The organism is Mycobacterium angelicum, from assembly GCF_002086155.1.
Lineage (GTDB): Bacteria > Actinomycetota > Actinomycetes > Mycobacteriales > Mycobacteriaceae > Mycobacterium > Mycobacterium angelicum.
Genome location: NZ_MVHE01000222.1, coordinates 1 through 915, shown reverse-complemented (window position 1 = coordinate 915; position 915 = coordinate 1). Strand labels below are relative to the sequence as shown.

Genomic DNA, 915 nt, shown 5'->3' with positions numbered 1-915 from the left:
CTGCGGGTTGGCCGGTCGCCAACCCGGCCAACCCGCCCAACAACTGCTCCCGATCCACACCCACCACCACACCCCGGTGCTCCAACCCCGCCCGACCCGTGGCCAACGAAAACCCCACATCCGCAGCCCCCAACCCGGGACGCTCCACCAGATAAGAACGCAACCGCGCCGCCTGAGCCCTTAGGGCCACCTCAGTCTTGGCCGATACCACCCACGCCAACACCGGAGCCGCCCCCGCCAACACCGGGGCTGGCACACCCTCACCAGCGCTGTCGGGCACGGCGGCGGTGGGGTGTGAGGGGGCCTGCTCGATGATCACGTGCGCGTTAGTGCCCGAAATCCCGAACGAGGACACCGCGGCCCGCCGCACCCGCCCGTTGGACGGCCAGGGCTGGGGCTGGGTCAACAACGACACCGCACCCGCGGACCACTCCACATGCGCAGACGGCTGATCGACATGCAACGTCGCCGGCAACACCTCATGACGCAGCGCCTGGACCATCTTGATCACCCCGGCCACCCCCGCCGCGGCCTGGGTATGCCCAATATTGGACTTAATCGACCCCAACCACACCGGCTGATCAGCGGGGCGGTCTTGCCCGTACGTGGCCACCACGGCTTGGGCCTCAATGGGATCACCCAACACCGTGCCCGTCCCATGAGCCTCCACCACATCCACATCCGCAGGCACCAACCCCGCACTGGCCAACGCCGCACGGATAACCCGCTCCTGAGCCGGCCCGTTGGGCGCCGACAACCCGTTCGAGGCCCCGTCCTGATTGACCGCACTACCCCGAATCACCCCCAACACCTCATGCCCATGACGGCGCGCATCCGAAAGCCGCTCCAACAACACCAAACCCGCCCCCTCAGCAACCCCCGTCCCATCCGCACCCGCCGCAAACGACTTACACC

1 protein-coding gene is annotated in these 915 nt (G+C 68.0%); it reads right to left on the bottom strand.

From position 1 onward, the window contains the following. On the bottom strand, nucleotides 1-915 hold a 915-nt coding region (locus BST12_RS29105; RefSeq protein ID WP_139802067.1), incomplete at both ends, for a ketoacyl-synthetase C-terminal extension domain-containing protein.